25 protein-coding genes and 2 pseudogenes are annotated in these 19166 nt (G+C 31.1%); 17 read left to right on the top strand and 10 right to left on the bottom strand.

Annotated elements, in window-relative coordinates; genetic code table 11:
- The 4 genes and pseudogenes from ACR0P1_RS05145 to ACR0P1_RS05160 all read left to right on the top strand — a co-directional run.
- A pseudogene (locus ACR0P1_RS05145) lies at positions 1–1624 on the top strand (hypothetical protein); the annotation flags it as partial.
- A 202-nt stretch (positions 1625–1826) separates the two neighbouring features.
- Positions 1827–2227: pseudogene (locus ACR0P1_RS05150) on the top strand (flavodoxin).
- Between the two features lie 71 nt (positions 2228–2298).
- Positions 2299–3516, top strand: a complete 1218-nt coding sequence (locus tag ACR0P1_RS05155) for a M20 family metallo-hydrolase (protein WP_432645345.1) — start codon at positions 2299–2301, stop codon at positions 3514–3516.
- 432 nt (positions 3517–3948) lie between these two features.
- On the top strand, positions 3949–4704 hold the full coding sequence (locus ACR0P1_RS05160; protein WP_432645346.1) for an SDR family NAD(P)-dependent oxidoreductase: 756 nt from the start codon (positions 3949–3951) through the stop codon (positions 4702–4704).
- 41 nt (positions 4705–4745) lie between these two features.
- Here ACR0P1_RS05160 and ACR0P1_RS05165 read toward each other — a convergent pair whose 3' ends face one another.
- Entirely contained in the window at positions 4746–5150 is a 405-nt protein-coding gene (locus tag ACR0P1_RS05165; protein ID WP_432645347.1) for a PH domain-containing protein, read from the bottom strand.
- Positions 5151–5603: 453 nt separating this feature from the next.
- Between ACR0P1_RS05165 and ACR0P1_RS05170 the strand changes: the two genes are divergently transcribed.
- The 4 genes from ACR0P1_RS05170 (at position 5604) to ACR0P1_RS05185 (ending at position 6678) form a co-directional block, all read left to right on the top strand.
- Positions 5604–6191, top strand: coding sequence for an acyltransferase (locus ACR0P1_RS05170; protein ID WP_432645366.1), 588 nt, complete (start codon positions 5604–5606; stop codon positions 6189–6191).
- An 18-nt stretch (positions 6192–6209) separates the two neighbouring features.
- On the top strand, positions 6210–6368 hold the full coding sequence (locus tag ACR0P1_RS05175) for a rubredoxin (RefSeq protein WP_432645348.1): 159 nt from the start codon (positions 6210–6212) through the stop codon (positions 6366–6368).
- A 70-nt stretch (positions 6369–6438) separates the two neighbouring features.
- On the top strand, positions 6439–6558 hold the full coding sequence (locus ACR0P1_RS05180; protein WP_432645349.1) for a rubredoxin: 120 nt from the start codon (positions 6439–6441) through the stop codon (positions 6556–6558).
- A 9-nt stretch (positions 6559–6567) separates the two neighbouring features.
- Positions 6568–6678, top strand: a complete 111-nt coding sequence (locus ACR0P1_RS05185; RefSeq protein WP_432645350.1) for a rubredoxin-like domain-containing protein — start codon at positions 6568–6570, stop codon at positions 6676–6678.
- A gap of 15 nt (positions 6679–6693) precedes the next feature.
- Here the strand turns inward: ACR0P1_RS05185 and ACR0P1_RS05190 are convergent, their stop codons facing one another.
- Complete coding sequence (locus ACR0P1_RS05190; RefSeq protein WP_432645351.1) at positions 6694–7290, bottom strand: YigZ family protein; 597 nt, start codon at positions 7288–7290, stop codon at positions 6694–6696.
- A 67-nt stretch (positions 7291–7357) separates the two neighbouring features.
- On the opposite strand from ACR0P1_RS05190, the gene ACR0P1_RS05195 reads away from it, so the two are divergent.
- The gene (locus ACR0P1_RS05195) at positions 7358–7762 is read left to right on the top strand and encodes a hypothetical protein (RefSeq protein ID WP_432645352.1); all 405 of its coding nucleotides are present in this window, start codon (positions 7358–7360) and stop codon (positions 7760–7762) included.
- A 1-nt stretch (position 7763) separates the two neighbouring features.
- Here ACR0P1_RS05195 and arfB read toward each other — a convergent pair whose 3' ends face one another.
- Together arfB and ACR0P1_RS05205 are read right to left on the bottom strand one after the other, a co-directional pair.
- Positions 7764–8456, bottom strand: coding sequence for a 2-amino-5-formylamino-6-ribosylaminopyrimidin-4(3H)-one 5'-monophosphate deformylase (gene arfB, locus ACR0P1_RS05200; protein WP_432645353.1), 693 nt, complete (start codon positions 8454–8456; stop codon positions 7764–7766).
- A 10-nt stretch (positions 8457–8466) separates the two neighbouring features.
- Positions 8467–8949, bottom strand: a complete 483-nt coding sequence (locus ACR0P1_RS05205) for an RNA-binding protein (protein ID WP_432645354.1) — start codon at positions 8947–8949, stop codon at positions 8467–8469.
- A 393-nt stretch (positions 8950–9342) separates the two neighbouring features.
- Here ACR0P1_RS05205 and ACR0P1_RS05210 point away from each other — a divergent pair, with 393 nt between their 5' ends.
- Complete coding sequence (locus ACR0P1_RS05210; RefSeq protein ID WP_067042787.1) at positions 9343–9573, top strand: LSm family protein; 231 nt, start codon at positions 9343–9345, stop codon at positions 9571–9573.
- A gap of 57 nt (positions 9574–9630) precedes the next feature.
- Positions 9631–9819 (top strand): 50S ribosomal protein L37e, encoded by a 189-nt coding sequence (locus ACR0P1_RS05215; protein ID WP_067042784.1) that lies wholly within the window; start codon positions 9631–9633, stop codon positions 9817–9819.
- Between the two features lie 119 nt (positions 9820–9938).
- Here the strand turns inward: ACR0P1_RS05215 and ACR0P1_RS05220 are convergent, their stop codons facing one another.
- Positions 9939–10901: a D-2-hydroxyacid dehydrogenase gene (locus ACR0P1_RS05220; RefSeq protein ID WP_432645355.1), complete on the bottom strand. Its 963-nt coding sequence runs from the start codon at positions 10899–10901 to the stop codon at positions 9939–9941.
- A 129-nt stretch (positions 10902–11030) separates the two neighbouring features.
- Positions 11031–11927 carry a bifunctional hydroxymethylpyrimidine kinase/phosphomethylpyrimidine kinase gene (locus ACR0P1_RS05225; RefSeq protein WP_432645356.1) on the bottom strand — a complete coding sequence of 299 codons (897 nt, stop codon included), beginning with the start codon at positions 11925–11927 and terminating at the stop codon, positions 11031–11033.
- 184 nt (positions 11928–12111) lie between these two features.
- On the opposite strand from ACR0P1_RS05225, the gene ACR0P1_RS05230 reads away from it, so the two are divergent.
- Entirely contained in the window at positions 12112–12519 is a 408-nt protein-coding gene (locus ACR0P1_RS05230) for a hypothetical protein (protein ID WP_432645357.1), read from the top strand.
- Between the two features lie 10 nt (positions 12520–12529).
- Positions 12530–12913 carry a hypothetical protein gene (locus ACR0P1_RS05235; protein WP_432645358.1) on the top strand — a complete coding sequence of 128 codons (384 nt, stop codon included), beginning with the start codon at positions 12530–12532 and terminating at the stop codon, positions 12911–12913.
- A 2-nt stretch (positions 12914–12915) separates the two neighbouring features.
- Here the strand turns inward: ACR0P1_RS05235 and ACR0P1_RS05240 are convergent, their stop codons facing one another.
- A complete protein-coding gene (locus ACR0P1_RS05240; protein ID WP_432645359.1) occupies positions 12916–13251 on the bottom strand; it encodes a hypothetical protein in 336 nt (111 codons plus the stop codon).
- A 151-nt stretch (positions 13252–13402) separates the two neighbouring features.
- Between ACR0P1_RS05240 and rnc the strand changes: the two genes are divergently transcribed.
- From rnc to ACR0P1_RS05260, 4 genes are all read left to right on the top strand, one after another.
- Positions 13403–14074 (top strand): ribonuclease III, encoded by a 672-nt coding sequence (rnc, locus tag ACR0P1_RS05245; RefSeq protein ID WP_432645360.1) that lies wholly within the window; start codon positions 13403–13405, stop codon positions 14072–14074.
- Positions 14075–15541: a homoserine O-acetyltransferase MetX gene (gene metX / locus ACR0P1_RS05250; protein WP_432645361.1), complete on the top strand. Its 1467-nt coding sequence runs from the start codon at positions 14075–14077 to the stop codon at positions 15539–15541.
- Between the two features lie 84 nt (positions 15542–15625).
- Positions 15626–16270: an AzlC family ABC transporter permease gene (locus ACR0P1_RS05255; protein ID WP_432645367.1), complete on the top strand. Its 645-nt coding sequence runs from the start codon at positions 15626–15628 to the stop codon at positions 16268–16270.
- A complete protein-coding gene (locus ACR0P1_RS05260) occupies positions 16270–16584 on the top strand; it encodes an AzlD domain-containing protein (protein WP_432645362.1) in 315 nt (104 codons plus the stop codon). The genes ACR0P1_RS05255 and ACR0P1_RS05260 overlap by 1 nt, the downstream gene beginning before the upstream one ends.
- Before the next feature lie 26 nt (positions 16585–16610).
- Here the strand turns inward: ACR0P1_RS05260 and ACR0P1_RS05265 are convergent, their stop codons facing one another.
- Genes ACR0P1_RS05265 through ACR0P1_RS05275 form a run of 3 tightly spaced genes read right to left on the bottom strand, consistent with a single transcriptional unit; the run spans position 16611 to position 19014 of the window.
- Complete coding sequence (locus ACR0P1_RS05265) at positions 16611–17330, bottom strand: ABC transporter permease (protein WP_432645363.1); 720 nt, start codon at positions 17328–17330, stop codon at positions 16611–16613.
- A 9-nt stretch (positions 17331–17339) separates the two neighbouring features.
- Complete coding sequence (locus ACR0P1_RS05270) at positions 17340–18074, bottom strand: ABC transporter permease (RefSeq protein WP_432645364.1); 735 nt, start codon at positions 18072–18074, stop codon at positions 17340–17342.
- Positions 18067–19014, bottom strand: a complete 948-nt coding sequence (locus ACR0P1_RS05275) for an ABC transporter ATP-binding protein (RefSeq protein ID WP_432645365.1) — start codon at positions 19012–19014, stop codon at positions 18067–18069. Before ACR0P1_RS05275 ends, ACR0P1_RS05270 begins: the two co-directional genes overlap by 8 nt.
- Positions 19015–19166 lie beyond the last annotated feature (152 nt).

The raw sequence follows: 19166 nt of genomic DNA on the forward strand, positions 1-19166 counted from the left end.
TAATGCTGGATACTTAACTATAAATGGATCTACATTTGAGAATAACCGTGCTGTAGCAGAATATGGTGGTGCGGTCTCAAGTTTTGCTGGTGCAGAAACTACCGTTATTGAATCTAATTTCAATAATAACACTGCTGGTGAAAGAGGAGGAGCATTATATACTGAAGGAGCATTAAATGTTTCTGATTCAAATTTCATAAATAATAAAGCGGATTACGGGGGAGCAATCTCAAATCAAAATAGTGCAAATTCCACTATTACTAATTCCACATTCAAAAACAATAGTGCTTCCAGTAGAGGAGGAGCTATTCGTAACAATGGTGGTCACTTAGGCATATATGAATCTACATTTGAAGATAATCGTGCTGTAGAATATGGTGGAGCAGTATCCAGTTTCACAGATAGTACAACAGATGTATATGATTCAATATTTATAGGCAATAGTGCTGGAGATAGAGGCGGCGCTATACGTAATGGTGGAAATCTAGTTGTTATCAATTCAACATTTGAGCACAATAATGCTACCAATTATGGTGGTGCTGTTTCAAACTATGTAGAAAGTAACGCTACAATAATCAACTCCACATTCAAATCCAATAATGCTGAAAGTGGAGGGGCAATAGGAACAAATGGAAAATTAGATATTACAAATTCTAAATTTAGTAATAATTCTGCTAAATCAGGTGGTGCAGTAACTGCATTAGACAATGTAACAGTAGATATAAATAATTCAGTGTTTAATGATAATATCGCTGTAAATGGTTCAGTATTCCGTTTTGAAGGCGAAAACGCAGATGTTAAAATCGAAAATAATAGTTATAAAATCATTGGATCCCATGCTCCAATATTTGTAAACAAAACTATTATAAACTCAAACACTACCGTTGTAATCATGAACAATGAAACAATTGGTATTGCTTTAGGAGATAATCTTAATTTAACTGCTGTTGTAATTATCGACGGACAACTAGTATACGGATACAATCTAGAATTTGTTGTTAATGGAACTAACTATCCTGCTGACTCTTTATATAATGGTACATACTACGCACCATTTAGTATAGAATCTAGTGGAAACAGAGTAGTTAATATAACCAACATGGGGATTAAAGAAAATTTAACTGATATTAAAACTGCAACATTAAGAATGAAAGAAGACACACAATTGATAATCTCTTCTGATGATATTACTTATGGAGAAAATGCAACAATAAATATCATTTTAAAAGACAAAAATGGAACTGGCCTTACAGGAACAGTAACCATTACTGTCAATGGTAAAAAATATAATGTTGAAATAGTCAATGGTATTGGCTCTATTGTTATTCCAGGTTTATCAAAAGACACTTATAGTGTTGAAGGTAATTTTGCAGGAAATATCGACTTTAATCCATCATTTGCAAATACAACATTTAAAGTAATTGCTAATGAAGATAATTCAACTGATATTCCTAACAATGAATCTAATAATGATAATAATGATTCCATTGTTGAATATAATGATGAATATTCAGATTTAAATACAGATACTTTAGCTTCTACTAACATCAGGACTGGTAATCCATTAGTTCTATTAGTTTTAGCTTTATTTAGTTTGGTTTGCCCAATAACACGTAGAAAATAAAATTATTTATAATGTTTTAGGTTATTCCTAGCCTAAAACTTTTTTTATTATAAAACCATCTTAACTCTTTTTAATAAATATAAAATCATATTTCGGTAACTATTTATTTATTATTTCATATAATACTTTAAATGGTGATAAAAGGAAAACTTTAATAGCTTATTTTTCAGCTAGCGGAGTAACAAAAAATGTTGCAGAAGCTATAGCAAACGAGAATAATTATGATATTTTTGAAATTGTACCTGAAGAGATTTACACTCCAGAAGACTTAGATTGGACAAACAAAGAATCCCGCTCAACTATTGAGATGAACGATAAGGAATTTAGACCACCAATTAAAAGCGCTTGTGATGTGAGTGAATATGATACTATTGTTATTGGTTTTCCAGTATGGTGGTAACTGCACCTACAATAATTAACACATTCATTGAAAGTGTTGATTTAACTGGAAAAACTATTAAAGCATTCTGTACTTCAGGTGGATCAGGAATTGATAAATGTGTAAAAGATTTGGAAGATGCATACCCGGAACTCAACTTTAAAAAAGGTATGAGAATAATGGGAGATATTTCAAAAGTAAAAGAATGGATTGAAGAGGAATAAATATATTCAACCCTTTAGAAAATTATTTTTTTTTAGTTATATTTTAATATTAGCTATTTTATAATAGAATTATGGAAACAATAGCTGGAATTAAACGTTTTATGGATGATAATGCAGACGGAATGATTGAACTGCAGGAGTTACTAACCTCAATCCCTGCATTGGCTCCTGAAAATAATGGTGATGGGGAACTCAAAAAAGCCAATGCACTTAAAGATTGGCTTATAAAGAGGGGATTTGACAATATCGATGTTTATAATGCCCCAGATAAAAGAGTAACGTCAGGAGTTCGTCCGAGTATTGTAGTGACCGTTCAGGGTTTGGAGAAGCAAGCTATTTGGATTATGGCACACCTTGATGTAGTACCTCCAGGAGACCTTTCAGCATGGAATACCAATCCTTGGCAGTGCGTTAAAAAGGGTTCAAAGCTTTTTGGAAGAGGATGTGAAGATAATCAACAGGGACTTACCTCAGCAGTTTTTGCGGCACTTTATTTTGTAGAGAACAATATCACTCCCAGATATACAATAAAACTCCTTTTTGTAGCAGATGAGGAAAACGGTAGTACATATGGTGTTAATTGGTTAATTGAAAACACTGATTTATTCAACAAGGAGGATTATGTAATTATTCCTGATGGTGGTGATAAAAATGGAGTTAATATTGAAATAGCTGAGAAGAACATTTTATGGCTCCGTTTCCATGTTTTAGGTAAACAAGCTCATGGATCAAGACCAGATACTGGAAATAATACATATTTAGCAAGCTGTGATTTAGCTTTAAGAATTAATGATTTTGAAAATAAGTTTAATAAAACTGACTCATTATTCTCTCCTGATTACTCAACATTCCAACCAACCAAACATGAAAGTAATGTTGAAGGTGTTAATATAATTCCTGGTGAAGATATTTTCTATGTGGATTGTAGAATAATTCCAACTTACACAATAGAGGATGTATATGCCGAAGTAAATAAACAATGTAAAATAGTGGAAGACAAGTATGGAGTTAAAATAAGCTACACCTCATTGCAAGAATCTGAAAGTCAGCAAACATCAAAAGATTCCAAAATAGTCGAAATATTATCATCAGCTATTAAAAAAGCTCATAATCAGGATACACAATGTATTGGTATTGGTGGAGGAACTGTCGCTGGTGATTTAAGAAGAATTGGAATTGACTGTGCTGTATGGAGCACTTTGGATAATATAGCTCATCAACCTAATGAATACTGTTTAATAGACAATATGGTTAAAGATGCTGTTACATTAGCGGTTATTTTCATTTAGGATTAAATTTAGTTCAGTTTGACTAATCCTTTTTGAAATGTTGTTTTTAAGTGAGTCAACTTCATTTTTAAGGATTTTTTTTATTTTATTTATTGTATTTTAAAATCTTAATCATTGTTTACGTGTTATAGAGTCAAGATTAAAATCAATTTTTTTACTATTATTTGTTATATAAATTAGCAATATAATTTAGGTACGACCTTATTAAATTCATGTTTATATTTAATATAAAAAAGGGGATTCATGAGTTTAAAATTAAAAATTAAAAAATGTTTATTTTTTAGAAGTATTTCAAGAATATATTGCTAAAAATATGCAGAATTTTTTATTTTTTACTATGTAATTAGATGTAAAAAATGAATTTAATTTTCATGATTAATTAGGTTCATTTATAAAGGTTAAGATATAATACTTAAATAGAAGGTGATAAATATGGATTCAAAAAAAGTTGTTCTAATTACTGGTGGAGGAAAAGGAATTGGTTTTGGAATTGCAACTGCATTTGCAAAAGAAGGTTATAATATTGTAATAACCGGAAGAACAAAATCAACCTTGGAAAATGCTAAAAAAGAACTTGAAGACAAATATGATGTTGAAGTTTTAGATGTAGTTGCTGATGGTGGTGTTGAAAGTGAAGTAAAACATGCTATTGAAGCTACTATCGATAAATTTGGACACTTAAATGCTTTAATTAATAATGCACAAGCATCTAAATCTGGTTTAAAATTAGAAGAACATAGTGCTGATGATTTTGCATTAGCTATTAACACTGGATTATATGGTACTTTCTTCTTTATGAGAGAAGCATTCCCATATTTAAAAGAGACACAAGGTAGTATTGTTAACTTTGCATCTGGTGCTGGTTTAAATGGTAGACCTGGTCAATCTTCATATGCTGCTTCTAAAGAAGGAATTAGAGGTCTTTCAAGAGTAGCTGCTAACGAATGGGGTGAACATGGTATTAATATTAATGTTGTTTGTCCTTTAGTTATGACTCCTCAACTTGAACAATGGAAAGAAGACTATCCTGAATTATATGACCAAACAATTCAAGCTATTCCAATGAAACGTTTTGGTGATGCTGAAAAAGATATTGGTCGTGTCTGTGTCTTTTTAGTTTCTGATGACGCAAGTTATATGAGTGGAGAAACTATTGCTCTTCAAGGTGGAGGAGCTCTTAGACCATAAAAAAATTAGAAAAATAGAAAATTAATTTTTTCTATTTTTTTTTAAAATAAGTAATATTTTTTAACAAGTTTAATAACTTCTTTTGCTTCATCTTTTTGATCTGCTTTTACTTTAAATGATACTGGTGCATTGTAAGGCATGCCTTCTGCTGTAAAACCGATATTGTTTTCAACACCAATTTTAATATCTACATCTATATCAAAAGTTCCTGCTGTTTCAAAGGATATCCATTTTATTGATGTTTTTGGTATAAATTTTGTTTCTATTTTCTTTCCGGAGAGGCCCTGTACATCAATTACATAAATCCCGTGTGTTGTAAGTACAATTGAGTCCCTATAAAATTTATATGTTTGAATTACTTCTTCATCTTGGAATAAAAATTCTTCAACCATTGATGGATCGGTGTCAATTTCGGCATTTCCCATTAAATTATCTAATAATCCCATTTTATATCACCATTTTATATTATGAATTTTCTTGATTTTATTCTTTTCTATAATGGCTATTGGATTTTTAACTGACAATTATTCCAAAGTGATATTTTTGTATAAAAAGAGTTATAGAAAATTTGCTCAGATATTAACCATTTAATATATATATTAATTAAAAACATATCTTAAGATACTTATGAATTAAATTTAATTAAATTTGGGTCTGATAATATGGTTCGATTTTCACAAAGTCTTGATGATAAGCAGTCAAAGGGTAAAGAAAAACCTTATGAACAAGTTAAGGAGAATCCTTATTATGTATCTGAAGGACAACCATATAATGCAGATGATTACAAAGTTTACAGTCATCATCCTGCTCAAAGGCCTAATTTATATGAGGATGACTTTCGCTCACGACATCAAAGAGATGAAGTTATCTATGAAAAACAGGTAATTGAAAGGGAATCTATCAAACCAGATTATTCAAAGCCGGAATTAGATTTTTTAAAGAATCAAAACATTCAATTTGGTGTTGAATATGCTGCAAACTCAAAACCTCCTGTAATTGGTAGAAATTATACAATCCGGTCAAATTCAATCATTTACAATGATGTTGTAATTGGGGATAATTTCAGGACTGGTCATAATGTTGTCATTCGTGAAAATACCAATATCGGAGATGATGTTTTGATTGGGACTAATACTGTTATTGAGGGAGATGTAATCATCGGAAATGATGTTAGTATTCAGTCTAATGTGTATATTCCGACTAATTCTGTAATTGAAGATAATGTATTTATCGGTCCATGTGCTTGTTTTACAAACGATAAATATCCTGTTCGTATTAACTATGAACTTCAGGGACCTAAGATAAGACGTGGAGCTTCAATTGGAGGCAATACAACGTTCTTATCAAATGTAGAAGTAGGGGAAGGATCTATTGTTGCTGCTGGAGCTATTGTAATACATTCTGTTCCACCATTTTATTTGGCTATTGGAACACCTGCACGTATCAAACCGCTTCCTGATCATTTAAAGGTTCCAAATAGATTTTGATTAAATGGAGATTTTTTTATGGCAAAATATAAATGTAAAATTTGTGGTTATATTTTTGATGATGACAATATTGAAGAAGGGTTGAATATTCCTGCGGGAACTAAGTTTGAGGATTTACCTTCCTCGTTTAAATGTCCTAAATGCAAAATGTCAAAAGCAATGTTTGAAAAAATATAGATTAATTTTATATAGTTTATTGATTAAAATATTAAATAAATACTATAATAAATATTTGGAGATTGTTAATATGGCAAAATTTAAATGTAAATTATGTGGATATGTAACTGATGAATTTGAAGAGCTCCCAGATGACTATAAATGTCCTATGTGTGGCGCATCAAAAGATATGTTTGAAAAAGTGGAGTAGGTGTTATAGATGGCTTTTGTTTGTAAAGTTTGTGGATTCGTTTTAGAAGAAGATGAATTACCAGAAGATTACATATGCCCAGTATGTGGTGTACCTGCATCAAATTTTGAAGAACAATAAGTTCTTTTCTTTTTTTTATTTTTCTAAAAACTGACGGTTTTTAAATTCAGTGTTTATTTTTCCAGAGTATTTCTCAAATATCTTTAAAATATCTCTGTTGTCTTTTGATACAATGTCATAGCTAACTTTATCTGTGTATTCTTTGTTTATGACTTCAAGATTATTATTTCTAACTTCACTATCTGCTGTTTTTATGTCTGAGTATTCAAAGCTAATGTTATAAACATCATACTCTTCAATTTCAAGTATTTCTGCTTCACCAATGGCTTCCATTACTGATTTTGAATATGCTCTTACAAGCCCTCCAGCTCCAAGTTTGATTCCACCAAAGTATCTTGTAACAACTGCTGTAACATTGTGAAGCTCGTTTTTTCTCAAAACATTAATCATTGGTTTTCCTGCAGTTCCGCCAGGCTCACCATCATCGTCGAAGCCTTCTCCATCACTTACAATATAAGCTGTACAATTGTGGGTTGCATCATGATATTGCTCGTTGAATTTCTGAATTGTGGCTTTTGATTCAGCTTTTGTCCTAGTTGGAACTAATGAACAGATAAATTGGGACTTTTTGACATTAATTTCAATTTGTATTGCTTTTTTAATTGTTTTCATTGTATCAATATCTTTTTATATTATATTAAACATATTATTGTTAATAGAATTTTATGGGGCGAGATTATTGTCTAGTAGTAGATCTGCAATTTTTTTAGTAATATTTATAGTAGCTATTATAGCTTTTTGCCTAGCTTGTGTTTGCGCATCCATGACTGGTGAAATATCAATTTTACCTAATGGAAATGAATCTGGAGGAGTATTGGATAATCTTTCAGCAATTACTGATGGCACTGGAGATACTGGAGAAAGTTATGGTTCTTCAGATTATGATGATTATAGTTCATCAGGTTCTGATAGTTCATATCAAGAGTCCAATGTAGAAACTACGGTGGATAATTCACATTCATCTAATCATGATAATTCAGAATCATCAAATTCTAATAATGATAATACTCAACATGATTCTGGTGGGAAACAACCAGGTTCCAATGAACCTAGTGAATCTGGTAAAGATTCTCAAGGAGAATAGTTTAAGAATCTAATAACTTTTCAATGTCTAGGATTACGGAGTTAATAGCTAAATTAAAGAGCATTTCTCCGTACTCTTCATCGGCATAAACACCATTTTCTTCAACATCACGTGCACATTCTTCAATGTTTGGATCATCTTGACGTGCTTGTTTGAATCCATATAGACCGACTTCTTCATATTCATCGATGTTTGCTTGATTTATTACTTCTTCCTCATTAATTATGCCCAAGACTTTTGCCATTGAAAGCTCTCCACTTCCTCCATGTGGGCCTTCAGAGGAAATTACATTATTATTAAATAGAATAGATAAGTCGGTTTTATCCTCAATGTCCCATAACTCTGCCATTAAGGGAATATTTCCACCATGGGCATTGACAATTACTACTTTTTCTATATTCAGGAATTTTTTAGCATCATTAAGTGTTTTGATGACATTTTCTTTTAAAGTTTCAAGAGAAACATGTATTCCATGGTCAATTGTGTCTAATTCATATGCTGGTAATATTATTCCTAAAAATTTAGCTCCTGTAAGGAGGGAGGACTGAAATGCAATGTGTGCTCCAATTTTTGCATCGGTATCAATTGGAAGTGCAGGGCCATGGTTTTCAAGGTGTGATCCAAGTGCTATGATTCCAATTTTGTGAACTCCAGGGTCTCTTATGTTTCCTGCTTGGTATCTTAATTCGACCATACTAATCACGTTATAATTCAAAGTTCCAAATATCGTCACCAACATAGTGTTTGGTTTCAACTGCTTTTCCGGAATCGTTTTCAACCATTTCTTCACCGGAAAGTAAACTTATTCCAATAGCTAATGGTTTTCCATGTGTTTCATCAACAATTAAAACAATGTCTCCAGGTTCAACACCTTCAGAGGCATCAACAATTCCAGGACTCATAATATCTGCACCATTACTTACAAATCTAATAGCACCCATGTCTACGGTTACAGTTTTACCATTAATCTCATTAGCAAGTGCTGCTTTAAGTGTTGGAAATGGTTTTTCGTCAATTAATATGATATATGGCTCTCCATCAACTAGTATAAATGAATTAGGTTCTGCTTCAAGTATTTCAACATTTTTCTTTCCTTGAAGTAAATTTCCATATTCGCCCAACTCTGCTTTTATTTCTTTAATTTTCTTTTTTTTCAAGAAATTTCTTTTTTTAACTTTTATAACCATATTAATCCCATTAATATTTTTGTTAAATAATATTTATTGTTCAAAATAAATAAATTTATTTATTACTTGATTTTGTTGTTTTCGAAAAGGAATAGATATTATATTGTAGCAGGATTAAAATTCGTAATATGTCTCGTGATGGTTGAGTTATTTTTAATTAATGCCTAAAAATAATTTAAATATTAGTTTAGTTAATAATTAAGTATAGGTATCATTTTTTAATCTTTTTACTTGAAATAAAGTAACATTTATATACTAGATTAACTATAATTATTAGTATTAGTTTTAATTAGGTTTTGTCTTATCTTAACTTGATTATATTATGTCTAATAATGAGTGAATACTCAATTCATATTAAAAAACTAAAATTTGTTAATAATATAAGGTGATATAATGAGCGGACAAAATGTTCAAAGACCACTTGACGCATTAGGGAAATCTGTGGATGCTCCTGTTTTAATAAAACTCAAAGGAGATCGTGAATTTAGAGGCATACTTAAGAGCTTTGATTTACACATGAATTTAGTTCTTAATGATGCAGAAGAGTTACAAGACGGAGAAGTTACTAGAAGACTCGGTGTTGTGCTCATTAGAGGAGACAATATTGTTTATATTTCACCATAAATATTATTCAATACTTTCTAGATTATAATTTTACGATAAAATAGGGGAGGTGTATCAATGTCAAAGGGAACTCCATCAATGGGTAAAAAGAATAAAAAGACCCATATCAGATGCAGAAGATGTGGTAGAAACACTTATCACATACGTAAAAAAGTCTGTGCTTCTTGTGGATTTGGTAAATCCAAAAAACTCAGAAGATACAGCTGGCAAAACAAAAAACCTACTACTAGACAAAGATTAGTATAAGGTTTTTATCTAGGTACTACTTTCTGTAGTACTATTTTTAATTTATTTGAGATAATAAACGCATATTATCTCATGAATAAACTATTTTTAAAATTCATTGAAAGTTTATAAGAACTGCTTTAATTAACCACATTTCTTTTTTCATTATTGATGAATGATTTATAATTTTCAACAATCTCATTTACAAGTCTTTTTCTAGCATCAACACTTGCCCATCCAATGTGAGGAGTTATTACTATATTTTTAGCATTAAGCAAGGGATTGTCTTTCATCATTGGTTCAACGCTAACAACATCAACTCCAGCAGATAACACCTTTCCACTATTTAGTGCACTAGCTAAATCATTTTCATTTACAAGTCCACCTCTTGAAACATTAACTATTCGAACTCCATCTTTCATTTTGTCAATGTTTTCTTTTCTGATGATTTCACTGGTTTCATCTGTTAGCGGACAATGAAGTGAAATAATGTCTGATTCAGTAAAGATTTTATCTTTATTTACAAAATTAATTTCATCTTCACCATATTTCTCAGGATGTTGTGTATTTACAATCACATTCATTTCAAAGTATTTAGCTATTGAGGCAACTTTTCTGCCGATATTTCCATAACCTATAATTCCTAAAGTTTTGCCTGCAAGTTCAGTTATTGGACTAAGCCAGTAACAAAATATTTCTGAATTTACCCAGTCTCCATTTTTCACACTTTGATTATGAAGCTCCAGATTACAAGTCTGTTCTAGGATAAGTGCCCATGTAAGCTGAACAACACTATTTGTACTATATGCTGGGACATTAGTTACTGTTATGTTTCTTTTTCTTGCAGCATTTAAATCAACAACATTATATCCTGTAGCACATACTCCAATATATTTGATATTAGGGCATTTGTCAAATACTTCTTCATCTATTATGACCTTATTATCAAATATGACTTCAGCATCGCCAATATGGTCAATCTTGTTTTCTTCGGTTGTATTGTCATAAATAGTCAAATCAACATATTTGGAAAGTTCTTCCCAGGAGATATCTCCTTTGTTGATTGCAGATTCTTCAAGTAGCACACCTTTCATTTTTTTCATAAAATCATCCTTGATACTTTTTTGATTTAAATTTTAATTTTGAAGTTAATGATATTTTGCATAGGGCTATTTTAAAAAAAAGGCAAGATTTAATTAAAGTTAATCAAAATGGTGATGGTATATTAAAGATTAGATAAGCAAGTTTGTTACTTGGCCAAGAAGTGATTCAAAGTTCACCCCACGTTCCTGGAAGTCTGGTTGTTTTGATGAAACAATCATAGCATCATGAGTGATATTTCCTGCAAATTCAACAGCATCTGCAAGGTTTTTACCAACCATAACTGCTGCTAAGAGTGCACTTGCATATAAATCTCCAGTACCATGTAACAAATAAGGTAAAAATTCATTGGATAATTCAACAATATCCATATCTTTACCACCTACAAAATTACGGATAACACCGTCATCACGTTGAATACCTTTCAATACAACATATTTTGCTCCATGGTCAAGAAGGGCATTCAAAATTCTGTGTGCTTCTTCATCATCAATATTTGCACCAGCCCATTCTTCACCGATAGGTTCTCCTAAAATGATAGCTGCCTCTGTAAGGTTAGGAGTAAGTATGTCTGCTTCAGATGCAAGATTTGCCATAGCTTGACATAAATCATCATTATAAGTTGAATATACCTCTCCGTGGTCTGCCATAACTGGATCTACAACTTTTAAAGCGTTAGGGTATGTTTTATATACGCTTTTAATTACTTCGACTTGTTCATCTGATCCTAAAAATCCAGAATAAATCGCATCTATATCTATGTTGATTTCTTTCCAGGTATTCAAATAATCGTTAAGGATTTCTGTGGTATCATGCATATACCAAGTAGGATAAGCAGTATGATTTGAAAATAAACATGTTGGAACTGGACAAACATCACAGCCAGCTGCTGAAAGTACAGGAATAGCCACTCCAAGTGAACATTTGCCGTATCCACATAAATCATGAATGGCGGCTATGCGGGGAATGTAATCTTCTTCTCGTTTATATAATACAATTTCATTTTTTTTAATATCTTCTTTGCTCATTTTTTTACCTCAGGCAAAATACTAATCATTATTTTATTTTCTATAATTCTCTATTGTTTTTTGAGATTATTATATTTTATTTATGCCATATGAAATAATATTAATATTGATATTAGATAAATTTATATAACAATTGATATGATAATAAAATTTATCATAATTAAATTTTTTAGGGGGTCTTTTTGTGGTTGATTTAAAAGATATAGCTCAAGAAAATGATGTTGAATTAGAAAACTGTGTTGTTTTTGTAAGAGGTAGGGAAGATATTTTAGCTGTTGATATTTTTAATGCAGGAATTAGACAAAGAAGTGATGATACAATGGCTTTTACTTTTTCACTAGCCCCAAAGCAAGCTTTAAAACTAGAGGAATACTTTGGTAAATTTGCCACAGGTGAAAAATTTTACTTTGATATTTCACAAACTGGTTATAGGCCGGTTTATTATAGGGGTTTATCTCCAATCACTAAAGAGGTTAGTAAAGAATACGATGCAAAATTCAATGTAACATTATTTGCTCAAAAAGCTATTGTAGAGCCAGATGATTCCTATTTTGCACCAACTTGTGCATGCTGTGAATTCTGTCATTTGTAATGGTGATATCATGTTGGATTTAGAATTCTCCAACTATATTACATTAACTTCCAAAAGGTTAAATGAGTCCATAAAATTAGATCAAAGAAGAGTCAAAATCAGAGAAAACAAAAATGGTTTAATGGCTGTAAGTTATATAGGGCCAGTATTTGAAATAATGGACTTAGAAAATTTCTTTGATGGTATGATTTCTTCTGAAAAATTAAGTATGGACATTGGAAAAACAGGGGAGTTTAATGTAAGCTTTAGGGGAATAGTAGATGGTAAAGGGAAAAATTTCCCTCAAAATTTAGACCATAAAATTATTCTATTACAGGAACCCACCTGTCTAGATGAGAGAGTTGATATTCAAAAAACAGGTTTTTCAAGGTTTAAATTAAAAGATGAATTTTAAGATTAAAGTTCATCTTCAACAGCATCCCATAAGTCAACTGCCCAGCTACTTCCACCATCGATTACCATATCAAGTAATCTTACTTTACCATCTCTAAAACGGAATAGTCTGTAGTCTTGCTGGGTTTTTCTTCCTATCTTTTCTTTATTGCAGTCAAGATATATTCCTTCATCATACTCTTCTTCAAAGTTTCCTGCTTTAACAAAATCTCCTACAAGGGAATATCCATTTTTAACACTTTTATCCAGTTCTTCAACGGTTTTCAACCATCCGCCTTCGGATCTAAATTTCATATCAGGGTCAATTTTTGTTATTTCTTCTTGCCAATTTAGAATCATGTTTACCAAATCCTTTTTTATTTTTACTTTGGTCTTTATGAACATATAAACAAATTGAGAGAGCATTTGAAAACAAATGAGTTAATGGTTAGTTATATATAATTAGAAAATCATATTATTTTTATAATATTAATTTATTTAGGCTATGCTTATGGATTTATATGAAAAATTTGGTATTAAAACGGATAACAAAGTTTTATATGATATGGCATTTACACATGGTTCATATTCTACTGAACATGATTTAGATTATGATTATGAGAGATTAGAGTTTTTGGGCGACTCTGTTTTAAGTGTAATTGTTTCAGAGTATTTATATAAAAAATATCCTCATTATGGCGAGGGTAAATTAACAAAATTGCGATCAAATTATGTTTGTCAATTTGCATTAATCCATTATTCCCATGAATTAGGGCTTGATAAATATCTAAATGTTGCAGCTCAGGAATCAAACTTAAGTAAAAATGAGATATTGTCCATAACTGCAGATATTTTCGAATCATTTTTAGGAGCAATGTTTTTAGATCAAGGTTGGCATTTTGTAAAAGAGTTTGTATCAAATTATATATTTAAATTCATTGATGCAAACACCATATTTTTTGCGGATTATAAATCTGCAATGAAAGAATATGGTGATGCCAAAGAATTAGATGTTTCATATAAAATTATAAATGAATATGGTGTGCCTCATGATAAAACATTTGTCACAACAATATTAATTGATGGTAAAGAGATGGGTGTTGGAGAAGGTAAAAACAAAAAAGAAGCTGAACAGGCAGCTGCAAAAGTAGCAATTGAAAAGTTAAATATTAAAGTGTTTTAAATGAATAAGGAATCTGTGGGGATTGTTGAAACTAAACATTTGGATATACCCAATCCAATTATATTAGATAGTGGAGAAACTCTTGAAGAGGTTACTGTGGCCTATGAAACTTATGGTGAACTTAATAAAGAAAAATCTAACGCTATTTTAGTTTGCCATGCATTAACCGGTGATGCTCATGCTGCAGGATGGCATAAAGGAGATAGGAAACCTGGTTGGTGGGAACTGGTAATTGGTCCGGGAAAGGCATTAGACAGTGAAAAATACTTTATAATCTGTTCTAATGTATTAGGTGGTTGTAAAGGAACTACTGGTCCAAGTTCCATTAATCCTAAAACGGGTAAGGAATATGGTCTTGATTTTCCTGTGATTACTATTAACGATATGGTTAAAGTCCAAAAAGAACTAATAGATTCTTTTGGAATTACCCAATTAGTTGCAGTTATTGGCGGATCCATGGGGGGAATGCAGGTTCTTGAATGGATGATAAGCTATCCTAAAATGATGAAAAAGGCAATAGCAATAGCAACTGCAGGAATGTCTTCACCTCAGCAGATTGCTTTTAATGCAGTAGGTCGTCAATCAATATTCTCAGATCCTAATTGGCATGATGGAAATTATTATGATACCTGTGAAATTCCAAGTAATGGTTTGTCTCTTGCACGTATGATTGCCCACATTACTTATTTAAGTGATGAATCAATGGATATTAAATTCGGACGTGGTCTTCAGGACAAAGACGAAATTAGCTATGATTTTTCAGTTGATTTCCAAGTTGAAAGTTATCTTAAGCATCAAGGTGAAACATTCGTAAAACGTTTTGATGCTAATAGCTATTTATTCATTACAAAAGCAGTGGATTTATTTGACCTTTCAGTCAATGATTCATTAATTGATGGACTTAAGGATGTTGAAGCAAAAATAGAAGTTATTTCAGTTGACAGTGATTGGTTATATCCAACTGAGCAAAGTATGGAAATTGTAACAGCTCTTAATGCTAATAATGTTGATGTATCATTTTCAGAAATAAAATCCAACTATGGGCATGATGCATTTTTACTTGAAAGAGGTCAACTTAATTATATTATCTCTAATTTCCTATCTGAAAATGTTGTTGATGATTTGATGATGGAAGAGATAGCTACAATCAAAGAAAATGCTGAAATTGTTGATGCAGCTAAATTAATGCTGGATAAGCATGTAACTCATATTCCTGTTGTCAATGATGATTGTGAACTTATTGGAATTGTTACAAGTTGGGATTTATCTAAATCCATAGCTACAAATTCAAATCGTCTAAAAGATATCATGACAAAGAATGTCAAATATTGTCATGCAGATGATGCAATTGAGGAAATTGCACGTAAAATGCGTAAATTTGATATTTCATGTCTTCCGGTTGTAGATGAGGACATGAAAGTTGTAGGTATTATCACTACTGACCAAATTAGTAATTTACTCAGTTAACTTATTTTTCTTATTTTAATTTTTGGAGTCGTTACTATTTCAAGAAGGTCTAAGTTTATTGATGGTGTTAAAAAGGGTATTCCAATAACTTTCGGATATGTTCCTATGGGGATTGGATATGCTGCAATTGCAATTAAAGCAGGTATGACTCCATTGGAAACAGTTTCAATGTCTGTTTTAGTGTATGCTGGAGCAGGTCAGTTTATTGCAGCATCAATGGTATTGACTAGCGCTAGTGTAATGGCAATTGTATTGACTAATTTTGTTGTTAACTTAAGATATTTTGTAATGTCTACCTGCGTTTTAAATCAAGTTGAGGATTCCAATCTGCCTTTGAATATATTAGCGGCCCATACCACTGTAGATGAATCTTTTGCAATGTTTTCATTAAGTGAAGATTCAAGTATCTGGGTCTATTTGGGAATTTCAATAATATCATGGCTAAGCTGGATTTTAGGGGCAATAATTGGTGTTATTGCATTGGACTTGCTTCCTGTAATAGTTACAAATAGCTTTAACATTTCACTTTATGCATTGTTTGTAGCAATATTGATTCCAGCTATTAAAAAAAGCAAGCAAATTGCACTTTTGGTTGTAATAACTGCTATTTTAAATATTATCTTAAGCCAGTTCTTGGGAAACTGGTCTTTGATTGTATCAACACTTGTTGGTGCAGCAATTGGAATGTATATAGTTGATGATGAAGATTTAGTTCAAGGTGATGCCTAATGGATTATATGATGTTGGTTATTATAGGATGTACTCTTGCGACATTTATTCCAAGGTTAATTCCAGCACTATTCATGGATAAACTTAATTTTTCACCAAAATTTGAGAAATTTTTGGATTTGATTCCATACACTGCTCTTGCGGCATTAATATGTCCTGGTGTATTGACAGTTGACAATGAATTATGGTATATTGGTCTGATTGGAGCGGTTGTAGCAGCATGCCTTGCTTGGAAAAAGGCACCTATGGGAGCCATTGTAATTATAACTGTGGTTGTTTTAATAGCGGTTTATTCAATTGTTCCGTTTTTCTGATTTTTTAAAAGGGAATAATAGGATGTTTATAATGAAACATCCTTAACTTTGAAGTATATATAAGAGATTATGATACCAAATATGAATGTAATTCCTATTGCTGATAATGGTAGCATTAATCCACAGGAATATTCTGCCATTGTATTTGAGCTGATAATGTAGGAAGCCATCCAAGGAATATATGGACCCCAAGGACAACTGTAGCTTAATAGACTTACAAGAACTAGCACAGCTCCAGTAATCATTGAGGGAACAATATTTTTCATGATCATTGATAAGAATATAAATGGTGTCATTGCTAAAGAGAGTAAGAATCCACCTAATAACAGTTCACCAAGATAATGCAATGCCATATTCAATGTTAATCCAGTACAATTAGCTATAAATCCTAATAGAATAGTTCCTATAAATGTAACAATGGATAATAATGCTGTCCAAATAATAAACACTATGTATTTACCAAGCAAATATTTAAAATTTGATATTGGGCTTGTTAAGACTAATTTTAATGTGTGTTCTGTATATTCTCTACCAATTAAGTAGGAAATGATGATACATAAGATGAATACCTCAAACAATCCAGTCATGAATAGATTAGTCGAAATAAACATTTCTAAAAATGTTGCTTTCATATTTGAAAGGCTTATGCAGATTAAAATGGGTGGGAATAATCCAGTCATTAAGCTTAAAAAGAATAATCTTGAATTTTTTAATTTTAGAAATTCAGTTTGAATAAAATTTAGCATTAAAATCACCTATAATTTGATATCTTTTTTAGTTAAATGGATATAGGATGCTCCCAAACCTATAATGAATGTTATTAAAACAACTGCATATGCAATAGTCATGTTGGAGGTATAGTTAACTATTTCTCCGGAGGATATGACTGATGGAAGTATCCAAGGATAATAAATTGCTTGTTCATGGCCATATGCAAAGATATTTCCAAATGTTAAAATAGCAGCTGAAATCATTGCAGGAATCATATTTTTCATTAACATTGAAACAAACATCAAAGGGGTCATGACTAAAAATAACAAAAAGCATCCAAAGAGTAGTTCACTGTAATATTTTAGAATTAAATTCATAGTCATTCCTTCTACTCCAGTAATATATGAGAGCAATACAGAAGCGAAGAAGCACACGGAACATAATATTAAAATCCAAATCAAAAAGGTAATTGATTTACCTATAATATATTTGGATCTTGAAATTGGTATGGGTATGATTGACTTTAGAGTATGTTCGTTTAACTCCCTGTTAAAAATATAAGCCACAATGATTGTTGTTAAGAAAATCCCGAACATGGTCAGCATATATAAATTTGTTTGACCTGACAAAAGTGCAAAATTGATAGGTTCACCATAATCCAATCTTCCTGCAAGTCCCAAATATACAAGTAAAGCAGGAGCTAGTGAACCTAATAAACTCAATATGAATACTTTGGAATTCTTTAGTTTAAGGAATTCCATCAGAACAAAATTAATCATAAATTTCACCATATAATTCTTTCTTCTCGATTAATTTGGTGAAATACTCTTCTAAGCTTTCTTCAACTATTGATATTTCATTTACCTTAATTCCTGCCTTTACGAATAATACATTGAAAGTAGATCTCATATTAAGTTTGGTGAGTAAATGAATTCTGTTTGTTGCAGCATCGATTTTAAAGTCAATTCTGTTTGTTAGTTGTAGTTGTTCTAATATTTTACAGGCCAAATCAACATCAGATACTTCAAAAGTAACATGCTTATTTAGTTTTTCATGCAATTGATCCATGGATACTTCTTCAATTATTAATCCATTATCCATTACGCAAATAACATCTGCAATGGCTTCAATTTCACTTAAGATATGACTTGAAATGAGTATTGTAGTTCCGTAATTTTTAGATAACTTTTTTAGAAGGTTTCTTATTTCTTTAATTCCCATAGGATCTAAACCGTTAATAGGTTCATCAAGAATTAAAATCTCGGGATTATGCATAATAGCAGCTGCAATTCCTAGCCTTTGTTTCATACCTAATGAAAAGTTTTTGAATTTTTTATATTTAGCATCGGATAGTGAAACTATTTCCAATGCTCTTTCTACATTTTCTTTTTTATAGTTTCCTCTAAGCTTTGAAAAGACTTTTAAGTTGTCAAATGCAGAGAGATTTTCGTAGAATCCTGGAGTTTCAATAATTGATCCTATTTTTGAATAGATTTCTTTGGAATTTTGTTTGTAATGTTTGCCGAAGAAGAATATTTCCCCATCTGTTGGTTTTGAAAGATTTAAAAGCATACACATGGTTGTTGTTTTTCCTGCACCATTTTTTCCAAGTAATCCATATATCTTTCCTTTTTCAATTTTCATGTCTATGGAATTCACTGCTAATTGTTTTTTGAATCTTTTTTTAAGTCCTTTTGTCTCAATTATATATTCAACCATTTTAATACCTCCTAGTTAAAATTTTTAACTATTAAAATGGGTTTCATATATTAATTATGCGCATAATAATTTTTTGAACCCTATGCAATATATCCATAATATATGTCGATAATTTTTTACAAAAGTTATAAATATATTACATATGTTAATAA

The organism is Methanobrevibacter sp., from assembly GCF_050872065.1.
Classification (GTDB): Archaea; Methanobacteriota; Methanobacteria; order Methanobacteriales; family Methanobacteriaceae; genus Methanocatella.

Coding starts and splice junctions, on each gene's coding strand:
- ACR0P1_RS05160 (WP_432645346.1), top strand. CDS start 3,949: ATGGATTCAAAAAAAGTTGTTCTAATTACTGGTGGAGGAAAAGGAATT.
- ACR0P1_RS05175 (WP_432645348.1), top strand. CDS start 6,210: ATGGCAAAATATAAATGTAAAATTTGTGGTTATATTTTTGATGATGAC.
- arfB (WP_432645353.1), bottom strand. CDS start 8,456: ATGGTCGAATTAAGATACCAAGCAGGAAACATAAGAGACCCTGGAGTT.
- ACR0P1_RS05215 (WP_067042784.1), top strand. CDS start 9,631: ATGTCAAAGGGAACTCCATCAATGGGTAAAAAGAATAAAAAGACCCAT.
- rnc (WP_432645360.1), top strand. CDS start 13,403: ATGGATTTATATGAAAAATTTGGTATTAAAACGGATAACAAAGTTTTA.
- ACR0P1_RS05155 (WP_432645345.1), top strand. CDS start 2,299: ATGGAAACAATAGCTGGAATTAAACGTTTTATGGATGATAATGCAGAC.
- ACR0P1_RS05235 (WP_432645358.1), top strand. CDS start 12,530: ATGTTGGATTTAGAATTCTCCAACTATATTACATTAACTTCCAAAAGG.
- ACR0P1_RS05190 (WP_432645351.1), bottom strand. CDS start 7,290: ATGAAAACAATTAAAAAAGCAATACAAATTGAAATTAATGTCAAAAAG.
- ACR0P1_RS05265 (WP_432645363.1), bottom strand. CDS start 17,330: ATGCTAAATTTTATTCAAACTGAATTTCTAAAATTAAAAAATTCAAGA.
- ACR0P1_RS05165 (WP_432645347.1), bottom strand. CDS start 5,150: ATGGGATTATTAGATAATTTAATGGGAAATGCCGAAATTGACACCGAT.
- ACR0P1_RS05260 (WP_432645362.1), top strand. CDS start 16,270: ATGGATTATATGATGTTGGTTATTATAGGATGTACTCTTGCGACATTT.
- ACR0P1_RS05180 (WP_432645349.1), top strand. CDS start 6,439: ATGGCAAAATTTAAATGTAAATTATGTGGATATGTAACTGATGAATTT.
- ACR0P1_RS05210 (WP_067042787.1), top strand. CDS start 9,343: ATGAGCGGACAAAATGTTCAAAGACCACTTGACGCATTAGGGAAATCT.
- ACR0P1_RS05225 (WP_432645356.1), bottom strand. CDS start 11,927: ATGAGCAAAGAAGATATTAAAAAAAATGAAATTGTATTATATAAACGA.
- ACR0P1_RS05205 (WP_432645354.1), bottom strand. CDS start 8,949: ATGGTTATAAAAGTTAAAAAAAGAAATTTCTTGAAAAAAAAGAAAATT.
- ACR0P1_RS05240 (WP_432645359.1), bottom strand. CDS start 13,251: ATGATTCTAAATTGGCAAGAAGAAATAACAAAAATTGACCCTGATATG.
- ACR0P1_RS05185 (WP_432645350.1), top strand. CDS start 6,568: ATGGCTTTTGTTTGTAAAGTTTGTGGATTCGTTTTAGAAGAAGATGAA.
- ACR0P1_RS05220 (WP_432645355.1), bottom strand. CDS start 10,901: ATGAAAAAAATGAAAGGTGTGCTACTTGAAGAATCTGCAATCAACAAA.
- metX (WP_432645361.1), top strand. CDS start 14,075: ATGAATAAGGAATCTGTGGGGATTGTTGAAACTAAACATTTGGATATA.
- ACR0P1_RS05275 (WP_432645365.1), bottom strand. CDS start 19,014: ATGGTTGAATATATAATTGAGACAAAAGGACTTAAAAAAAGATTCAAA.
- ACR0P1_RS05270 (WP_432645364.1), bottom strand. CDS start 18,074: ATGATTAATTTTGTTCTGATGGAATTCCTTAAACTAAAGAATTCCAAA.